The organism is Bifidobacterium sp., assembly GCF_051876855.1.
GTDB lineage: Bacteria > Actinomycetota > Actinomycetes > Actinomycetales > Bifidobacteriaceae > Bifidobacterium.
In genome coordinates, this window is the sequence record NZ_JBJEIH010000017.1 from 1 (window position 1) to 8933 (window position 8933).

General features: G+C 61.3%; 6 protein-coding genes and 1 tRNA gene. 5 read left to right on the top strand and 2 right to left on the bottom strand.

Annotation, left to right across the window (positions count from 1 at the left end; translation table 11 throughout):
- Nucleotides 1–257 precede the first annotated feature (257 nt).
- From serS to ACI38B_RS00870, 3 genes are all read left to right on the top strand, one after another.
- Nucleotides 258–1544 carry a serine--tRNA ligase gene (serS, locus tag ACI38B_RS00860; protein WP_439729141.1) on the top strand — a complete coding sequence of 429 codons (1287 nt, stop codon included), beginning with the start codon at nucleotides 258–260 and terminating at the stop codon, nucleotides 1542–1544.
- Between the two features lie 108 nt (nucleotides 1545–1652).
- Nucleotides 1653–1737: transfer RNA gene (locus ACI38B_RS00865), tRNA-Ser, on the top strand.
- A 1282-nt stretch (nucleotides 1738–3019) separates the two neighbouring features.
- On the top strand, nucleotides 3020–3715 hold the full coding sequence (locus ACI38B_RS00870) for an HAD family hydrolase (RefSeq protein ID WP_439729142.1): 696 nt from the start codon (nucleotides 3020–3022) through the stop codon (nucleotides 3713–3715).
- Between the two features lie 77 nt (nucleotides 3716–3792).
- Here the strand turns inward: ACI38B_RS00870 and ACI38B_RS00875 are convergent, their stop codons facing one another.
- Nucleotides 3793–4485, bottom strand: coding sequence for a LuxR C-terminal-related transcriptional regulator (locus ACI38B_RS00875; RefSeq protein WP_439729143.1), 693 nt, complete (start codon nucleotides 4483–4485; stop codon nucleotides 3793–3795).
- Entirely contained in the window at nucleotides 4482–6104 is a 1623-nt protein-coding gene (locus ACI38B_RS00880) for a PspC domain-containing protein (RefSeq protein WP_439729144.1), read from the bottom strand. The genes ACI38B_RS00875 and ACI38B_RS00880 overlap by 4 nt, the downstream gene beginning before the upstream one ends.
- Nucleotides 6105–6217: 113 nt before the next feature.
- Here ACI38B_RS00880 and ACI38B_RS00885 point away from each other — a divergent pair, with 113 nt between their 5' ends.
- Both ACI38B_RS00885 and ACI38B_RS00890 read left to right on the top strand, forming a co-directional pair.
- On the top strand, nucleotides 6218–8122 hold the full coding sequence (locus ACI38B_RS00885) for a PspC domain-containing protein (protein ID WP_439729145.1): 1905 nt from the start codon (nucleotides 6218–6220) through the stop codon (nucleotides 8120–8122).
- Nucleotides 8119–8808, top strand: coding sequence for a hypothetical protein (locus ACI38B_RS00890; protein WP_439729146.1), 690 nt, complete (start codon nucleotides 8119–8121; stop codon nucleotides 8806–8808). The genes ACI38B_RS00885 and ACI38B_RS00890 overlap by 4 nt, the downstream gene beginning before the upstream one ends.
- Nucleotides 8809–8933: the final 125 nt, after the last annotated feature.

Here is an 8933-nt window from a genome sequence, read left to right on the forward strand (position 1 = left end):
CGCGCTTCTGCACCATCGGCGGACCATCATGCGAAAACCCCTTTGGGAAATGCCTTCAGGTGTTTTCGGATATTGTCCTGAACAACCGCTATGGGCATCTTGGACGACTGCATAGGTTCCATTCTTACCTGTTTCGCTGGGATGTCTATGGACAAAACTCGAGAATTTGACGGTCCCTCCACGAATTGTTTCGCGTTGCCGGCGCCGGCACCTACGGCCAGCAGTCACGTGTCGGCTTGCCGCATTAGTCTTGAACTATGCTTGATATTCAATTCATCCGTGAACATCCGGACATTGTCAAGGAGTCCCAGCGTAAGCGCGGGGAATCCGTGGAACTTGTCGACGAGGTGCTCCGCTCCGACGAAACCCGTCGCGAGTCGCTCAAGGCGTTCGAAGCCGCACGCGCCGAACAGAAGGACATGGGCAAGAAGATTGCCACCGCCGCTCCTGAGGAGAAGGCGAAGATCATCGCCCAGACCAAGGAACTGTCCAATAAGGTCTCCGAATACAAGGACACCGCAGACCAGGCCGCGGCCGAGTACACGACTGCGATGTGGAAGCTCAGCAACATCGTCGAGCCGGAAGCTCCGGAAGGCGGCGAGGATGACTACGTGGTCGTCAAGAAGGTCGGCACCATCCGCGATTTCGCCGCGGAAGGTTTCGAACCGAAGAACCATCTCGAGCTCGGTGAAGGCGTTGCTGGCATCGATATGAAGCGCGGCGTCAAGGTCTCCGGCTCCCGCTTCTACTTCCTGCGTGGCGCGGTCGCCCGCCTGCAGATCGCCATGCTCACCATGGCCGTCGACCAGGCAGAGGAGCACGGCTTCACGCTCGCCATCACCCCGACGCTTGTGCGCCCCGAAGTCATGGCCGGCACAGGCTTCCTCAACTCACATGCGGACGAAATCTACCGTCTGCGCGAGCCGGATGACCAGTATCTGGTCGGTACGTCCGAAGTCGCGCTCGCCGGCATGCACGAGAACGAGATCCTCGATCTTAACAACGGCCCGCTGCGCTACTGCGGTTGGTCCAGCTGCTACCGTCGCGAGGCAGGCGCCGCCGGCAAGGACACGATGGGCATCATCCGCGTCCACCAGTTCGACAAGGTTGAGATGTTCGTCTACTGCAAGCAGGAGAACTCCCGCGCCGAGCATCAGCACCTGCTGCAGATGGAGCAGGAGATGCTGGGCAAGGTCGAGGTGCCGTACCGCATCATCGACACTGCCGCCGGCGATCTGGGCGCTTCCGCCGCCCGCAAGTTCGACTGCGAGGCCTGGGTGCCGACGCAGAACCGCTACCGCGAGCTCACCTCCACTTCGAACTGCACCGAATACCAGGCGCGTCGCCTGAACATCCGTGAGCGTACCGAGGACGGCTCCACCCGCGCGGTGTCCACATTGAACGGAACGCTGGCCACCACCCGCTGGCTGGTTGCGATTCTCGAAAACCATCAGCAGGCTGACGGTTCCATCGAGATTCCGAAGGCCATGCGTCCGTACATGGGCGGTAAGGAAGTCATCGAACCGCGCAAGTGGGAGGCCTGAGCCTTCTCAATCCGTGTTTGCACGCGCATCGTGCAAGTATATTTATCGCGGGGTCGCAGTCTGATGCAGACCTCGTGGTAAACTAACCGTTTGTGCGCGCAAACGCATGGACAGGTGTCCGAGCGGTCTATGGAGACGGTCTTGAAAACCGTTGTGGTGCAAGCCACCGCGAGTTCGAATCTCGCCCTGTCCGCAGTACCCCGTGGAGTCCGCTCCACGGGGTTTCTTGTTATCAAGCCGAAAACCGGGTGTAATCGGGTTTCGGCCGACACGTCATGTAATTGGGGTTATAGATCAAAATGTGTGTCTGGTGGTGGGGCAGCCGGGTGTGCCGTGGTATTCGGTTGAGGTGTCTCAGCGTCGGCAGAAGCGGAGAGATGGCTGCGCTTGCCGATACTGAGACTTGATCGGCGTGAACGGTTTGAGCGGCCGGGTGTGTTCCGATGCCGGCGTGGACTGGTTCCGGTGTTATCGTGCGATTTCCGGTTTGGTCCGTGGGTTCGTGTGGTTGCGTGGCCGGTGTCCCGGTAGCTGGTCCTCGTGGTGTTGGTGGAGCGTTGGTATTCTGCGGTTTGCGGTGTGTCCGTGGTTGCATGGATGTTCGACGGCGGATGCCTTTGTGGACCGGATTGGTTTTCGGCTCGCATTTTCCGTTTTGGTCCGCGTTTCGGATGTCTCGGGTGACTGGTCAGTCGGCGGCTGATGGTGATGGTGTGAGTGGATTGTTGGGATTCCGCGGTTCTGTGGTGGTGCCGTGGCTGGCGGCAGGGGGCGTTCCGGTCTCTGTGCGGACTGGTTCCGATATCGTCATGCGATTTCCGATTCGGTCCATGGGGCTGGGCGATTGCGCGGCTGGTGCGTCGGCGGCTGGCCCTCGTGGTGCTGGCGGATCGTTGATATGCTGCGGATTCGCGCAGCGGCCATGGTTGCGGGGTGCGTGATGGCATGCACCTTTGTGGACTGGATCGGTTTTCGGCTCGCATTCTCCAATCTAGTCCGCGTTTCGGGCACTCCGGGTGGCGGTCCGGGTGGTGGTTGATTGTTGCGGTGCAAGTAAATCCTTGGGATTCCGCGGGTTCGTGGCTGCATCCCAGCTGGTGGCCGGGTGTGGCCCAGCGTCGGAGTGAACTGATTCCTATTCCGCCCAGCGTTCTCCGATTCGGTGCAGGGACGTGATGATGTCCGATTGCCCTTCAAATCCCATCCTTCATCCCGCAGCCGCCATCCTCTAACGGCCCTTCCCCTCAAACCATACAAATTGATCGCCGGGGCCGACCGGAAACAGTGATGACACCGCATAAGCCGGATTAACACAATACAACGGCAGCTTCATCAAGCTCAGACACTAGGCCAAATTACTCGGCCAAATCACACGGCCATACCACCCGGCAACATCACTTGATAGCGCCACTCAATGCCACCACCAGCCGACACATCAACAATCATTGACACCGCCGTGCGAGACAATATGAGTCATGAGCGAGCATAATCACGAGAACACCGGCGGCATCAACAATCAAGAGTCGCCATTCCACGCAGGCGAGACCCTGATCGCCTCGCACGGCGGCCCAATCACCGACGTCATCTTCGATTATTGTGATGTTCTGCTGGATTGGCGTCCGTGGCGTGCGCTTGAGGGCTTGTATCCGCAGGGCGTGATTGACATGTTCTTCGATCCCGCGGACGAGTGGGGCTACGATTTCATCGACCGTCTGCTCGATTCCGGCGTCCCGACGCAGGAAGTCCTTGCCGAATACTCACGCCACCACGGTCCGGCGGTCACGTGGGTGCTGCGAATGTGGCTCGAGCATGAGGAGCGGGCGATTTTCGGCGTGCTTGATGGCATGGACCAGCTGGTCGATGACCTGCAATCTGCCGGCGTGCGGGTATGGGGCCTGACGAATTTCACGACGGATGCGGTTGATATCGCGCATTCGCGATTCGATGTGTTCAGCCGGCTGCAAGACACGCTCGTTTCGTCGCAGGAGCGTCTGCTCAAGCCTGACCCGGCGATTTATCTGCGCGCGATCGATCGCTTCGGTATTGACCCGCAGTCCACGGTATTCTTTGACGACAATCCCCGCAACGCGCGTGGGGCGAGAATCGCCGGTTTGCGCGGGGCGACGTTCACATCCGCCGACCAGGCGCGCGCAGTGCTTGGCTTGTCCTGATTATCCCGACGATGCGGTTCAATCAGCCGGCTAAGTCGGGCAGTTCAATCGGACAATCGGACCGCCATCGTCGCCATTCACACAATGCGCCGGTCTGCCGCCCAACGCGTCAGCTCGGTCCGGTTGGACAGCTGGAGTTTGCGCAGCACCGCGCTGACGTGGGTTTCCACAGTTTTCACCGAGATGAACAGCTCGGCTGCGACTTCCTTGTACGTATATCCGCGAGCGATGAGGCGCATGACTTCCTGTTCGCGCGCCGACAGCCTGTCGAGCTCGTCGTCGTGGATTTCGCCTTCGGGCGCGATTCCGCCGTTTTGGAAGGCGGACAGCACGAATCCGGCGAGTTTGGGGGAGAACACGGCGTATCCCTCGTGCACTTGCCTGATGGAGCTGGCCAAATCATCACCGGTTATCGTCTTGGTCACATATCCGCGCGCCCCCGCCCGGATTACCGAACCGACATCCTGAGGCGAATCCGAGACGCTCAACGCCAGGAACACGGAATCAGGGGAGAGCGGGTGCGAGCGGGTGAGAATTTCCGTACCGCCGCCGCCTGCGCCGCCAGGCACATGCACGTCTAGGAGCACGACATCGGGCTTGGTCTGCGCAATCATCTCAATGGCACCCTCGACATCACCCGCCTGCCCGACGATATCGAAATCCGTCTGCAAGGTGGCGATGACGCCAGCCCTGAACATCTCGTGGTCGTCGACGACGGCGATGCGGATGTCGTTGCCGTCCGCGTTGCCGTCTTGTTCGCTATGGCTCATTGCTCCTCGATTCCTGATGCCCTGTGCTGGTCGTTGCTTGCGCTGTCCATGATATGCGTGCGTGCGCCGGTGGGACTCGCTGTGTCGCCGATGGGCATGTGCATACGCACCTCGGTGCCCCAATGCGGCCGGGACACGATTTGCACCGTGCCTCCGCGGCGTTTGATGCGGCCGATGATGGATTCGCGGATGCCGAGCCGGCCTTCGGGTATGGCGTTCACATCGAAGCCTTCGCCGTGGTCGCGCACGTAGACGTCCACGGTGGTCGCTCCCGCCTCGCAATAGACGGAAATCGGCTCCCCACCGTGCGTGACCGCGTTGATCAGCGCCTGCCGGGTGGCGTTCAGCAGCGCGTCGGTCTGGGTGCATGGCTGCGCGTCGCCGACCGTCACTACCTCAATCGCTTTGCCTGATTCGTCTTCGACTTCGGCGGCGATGTCCTTGATGCCCGCGCTGACGGATTTATCGGGCGCAGTACGCTCCTGATACAGCCAGTTGCGCAGTTCGCGCTCCTGTTGACGCGCCAGTGCGAGCACGGTCTGCGGCTCGCTGCTGTGCAGTTGGATGAGTGCCAGCGTTTGCAATACCCCGTCATGCAGGTGCGCGGTCATATCCGCGCGTTCCTCCTCGCGTTCTTTGAGCGCGCGCTCGGTGCTCAGGGAACGCGTCAGTGACATGATCCACGGGATGACGGCGAGTGCGGTGGCCACCAGCAGGGCGACAGCGGCAAGGATGGTTTTGCCGTGCATCTGAGGTGTGCCAGGTTCCAAGAGTACGGTGATACAGAACGCGCCAACGAGGAGTGCCAGCCCGAGTATTGCGGTGGGCCACTGACGTTGGGCGTCGTTGAATCGCAGCCAGGCGATGAGCACGCCGCTGACGGTCATGATCGCCGGGAGAATCATTGCGGTTTCCCCGGTATAGAGCATGACGCCGCTGATAATCAGCATGATGACGCCTGACAAGGCGATGATTGCCGGTTTTGGGGCGCGGCGGATGGCGTCCAGCAGGCTTTCGCCGTTCTCCATCGATTCGGCTGCGGGAGTTGCGCGCTCATCGGCCGATGCGTAGGATGCACTCGGCGGTGCGGCGGCATCGGGTCTGGCTGTGTCTGGCGCGGCAGTGTTCGGGGCGCCCGAGCGATTCGTTGCCGGAACCGAAACATCAGGAGCAGGAGTCGGTACCTGCGTCCGTGATGGGTTGCCCGCTTGTCCTGGCACATGTCCGGGAACAACCGTGACCGGCTGCGGCATAGCAGCGGCCGAAGCGCCGGGCATCGGGTAGGGGGCGTTGCCGCGGGACAGCGGCGATTGACTGACAGGGCTCATGCGCCGCGCCTCACGCACCGGATCGCCGACCGGCACGGTAAGCCACAGGAAGATATAGGCGATGATGCCTGCGCCGAAAACGAACGAGGAGCAGATGAACGCGAGCCGGACCAGCCACACGGGGATGCCCAGATGCATGCTGATGCCTCGGCAGACTCCGCAGAGCATCCTGCCGTATTTGGGTCTGAGCAGCGGCAGTTTCGCCGGCGCAAGCGGAGCAGGCGCCTGATATGGCCGTGTGTCGGCGGGCGGGATGTTCGTCCGTCGAGGGGCGTTCGTGGTTTGCGTCATGATTCCATTGTGCGCCCCTTGGGGCATATCATCGGGGTTCATACCCTGTTTTCAGGGATAAATCGGGTGTTTCCCCGATACGTTCGGCTGCGGGAGGTTGTTGTAATGGAAGCATGAGCAATACACATGATCAATCGCAACAGCCGATGCCGCAGCGGCAACCCGGCGATGCGGCGGCACAGCCGGCGCAATCAACGCAGCCTGGGCAACCTGCGCAATCAACCCAATCAACTCAATCAACCCAATCCACGCGGCAAACGCAACCCGGCGAGGCGCAAGGTCGCGGCGGCCAACAAGGCCGTGACAACAACGCCCAACGCCAATACGCCAATCCCCCGACGGCAGGCCAGTCCGGCTCCCGCAACGGCAATTGGTATCCTCCCAGCCAGCCCGAACCGCGCGAAACAGCGAAACGCGACTGGCGCGACATGTTCTTCGGGTGGGTCAGGCAAAGCGGTCTGGTCCGCACCGAAGACCGGTATATCGGCGGTGTGTGCGCTGGCGTCGCCCACCGGTTGGGCTGGAGCCCCGCCTTGGTGCGCGCCATCGTCATCATCCTCGCCTTCTTCGGCGGTTTCGGCGTGTACGTCTACATTTTCGCGTGGCTGCTGATGCCGGATGTCACCAACAACGGCCATATCATCGCCGAGGATGTTCTGCACGGCGGTGACGGCTGGCAGTGGGTGTTCGCCCCGATCGCCATGTTCATCGTCGTCAGCACGGTCATGTCGTGGCTGATGAGTGACCGTTGGCGTTGGGATATCACCGGGTGGGTCTCGCTTGTCGCGCTCGCGTTGGTTTTGGTGATGTTCAACGCAACGACGTATCGTTCCGGGCGTGTAAGGCCGATTGCGCCGCCAACGCCGATGCCGGGGGCGCCCATGCCTGGCAATCCTGCGATGCCGATGCAAGGGCAGGGTCCTGTCCCGCCGGTGCAGCCCCAGCCGTACCCGCGGTATGTGGCTCAGCCTGCTCGCCCGGTCGAAGCCGTGCAACCTCGCACAGTACACACTCGCCGCAAGCCCGCCGGTCCGCTCGTGGTGCTCGCCTCGTTCGGCCTGGTGCTGTTGTCGGCGGCGCTGATGGTGTTCTGGTATATGAGCCGTAACCATGGCGAACCGCAGGTGGTCAGCATGGTCGCATCGGCGACCGGTTGGATTGGATGCGTCTGTGTCGCACTCGGCGTGCTGCTGGTCGTGCTTGGCGCCAAAGGACGCCGTACCGGCGGTTTGCACCCGCTGGTGTGGATGTCGGTGTTCATCACGGTAGTCATGGTGTTCACCGCGGGTGCCACCGGGTATTGCCTGACTGACATCAATCGGCAGGCGGAAGGCTACGAACGGGTGGATGTCAACGGTTCGACGACCCTGACCACGACCAAGACGACGCTCAAACGCCTCAATGACGGCATTTATTTCGTTGGCGACAGCTATTCCGACGACAAGGTGACGATCGACCTAAGTGATTACGGTGAACGCTACGGCACCCACAAGATGACCGACGTCGAGCACGACTATGAGTCGTACTGTCCGACGGGAACCTACCGGATTATCGCGAGCGACGTCAAGGTGGATGTGAAACTGCCCAGATACTGCACTTACCGGTTCAAACACGCTGGTTACACGGGCACCAACGGAGTGGGCGGCGAATATCTGCTGGTTGACTCCCGATTCGTCCAGGTTGGATTCGACGACGGCGTGTACATCGATATGTCGGCGTCGGATCAAGGTCATGTGGCTAATCCTGAGCCGTCCGCCTCTTCGGGGTCTGACAGCAAATCCTCGCATTCGTCGAAGTCCGATTCGGACAGCGACAGCGATGACGAGGATGAGAACGATGACGAAGATTATGACGATGACGATGATTTCGATGACGATGATTTCGACTTCGTATCCACGCCGGAACTGACCATCGACGCTTCGACGATTCAGGGATGGGTCGACGTGAGCTACGGGGGCAATGGCAAGGGGTATGTCCGCATCTCATCTGACAACGCCAAGAAAGAAGGTACGAAATGAGTGAAGCCAAGAATCGGGATACGGTCGAAACCGTAACCATGCAGCACGTCAACGCGGACGAACCGGTTGCGGACACCAAAATCATGCCGCAGGCGGAGCCGGACGATGCCACGCGTACGGAAGTCATGCCGCAGACTTCCCGGATGATGGATACCGCACAGACACAGGTCGTGTCGCAGTCGGTTTCGCAGGAGGACGCCACCCGGCCGATGTCCCGGCGGTCTGAACCGGTTGAACAGTTTGAACCGTCTGAGCCCTCTGAGTCGTCTGGGTCATCCGTTCCGCGTGGCGGCATTCCGCTCGATGAGTTGGCGCGCCGCCGGCAGCAGGCGGCGAATGAAGCGCATCGCCAGTCGCATCCGCTCGGTGACAACACCGTGCCGATGTACACGGGCGCACCCTTCAAGTCTGCCGAGGCGACTGCCTCCGCCCAGCCGACGCCTGTCATCCATACCCCGGCCCCGACGGGCGTCAGCGCCGGAACCGTGGTGCTCGGCGTGTTGCTGGTTTTGCTTGGGGCGGTAGCGATCGTCATGGCCGGCATGGTCCCCAATTGGCCGTTCGGCGCGGTGGATCCGTGGGTCGCCGTGGCGGTCAGCATCGGTGTGGTCGGGGTCGCGCTTGTGGTCATCGCCATCATCTGGGCAGTGACCAACGCGGTATCCAGCCGCCGCGAACGCAAGTAGCGCACAACGCGGGACAAGCGACGCGTCCACGCCCGCCGCGGTATCGTTGCCACGCGGTATCGCTCGTGACGCGGCAACGCGCCCGACATGGCGCCGCCGCCACAAAACCCGACACCCTGTCGGAC

Excerpts from the sequence above, each read along its gene's own strand:
- serS (WP_439729141.1), top strand. The coding sequence starts at position 258 with ATGCTTGATATTCAATTCATCCGTGAACATCCGGACATTGTCAAGGAG.
- ACI38B_RS00870 (WP_439729142.1), top strand. The coding sequence starts at position 3,020 with ATGAGCGAGCATAATCACGAGAACACCGGCGGCATCAACAATCAAGAG.
- ACI38B_RS00875 (WP_439729143.1), bottom strand. The coding sequence starts at position 4,485 with ATGAGCCATAGCGAACAAGACGGCAACGCGGACGGCAACGACATCCGC.
- ACI38B_RS00880 (WP_439729144.1), bottom strand. The coding sequence starts at position 6,104 with ATGACGCAAACCACGAACGCCCCTCGACGGACGAACATCCCGCCCGCC.
- ACI38B_RS00885 (WP_439729145.1), top strand. The coding sequence starts at position 6,218 with ATGAGCAATACACATGATCAATCGCAACAGCCGATGCCGCAGCGGCAA.
- ACI38B_RS00890 (WP_439729146.1), top strand. The coding sequence starts at position 8,119 with ATGAGTGAAGCCAAGAATCGGGATACGGTCGAAACCGTAACCATGCAG.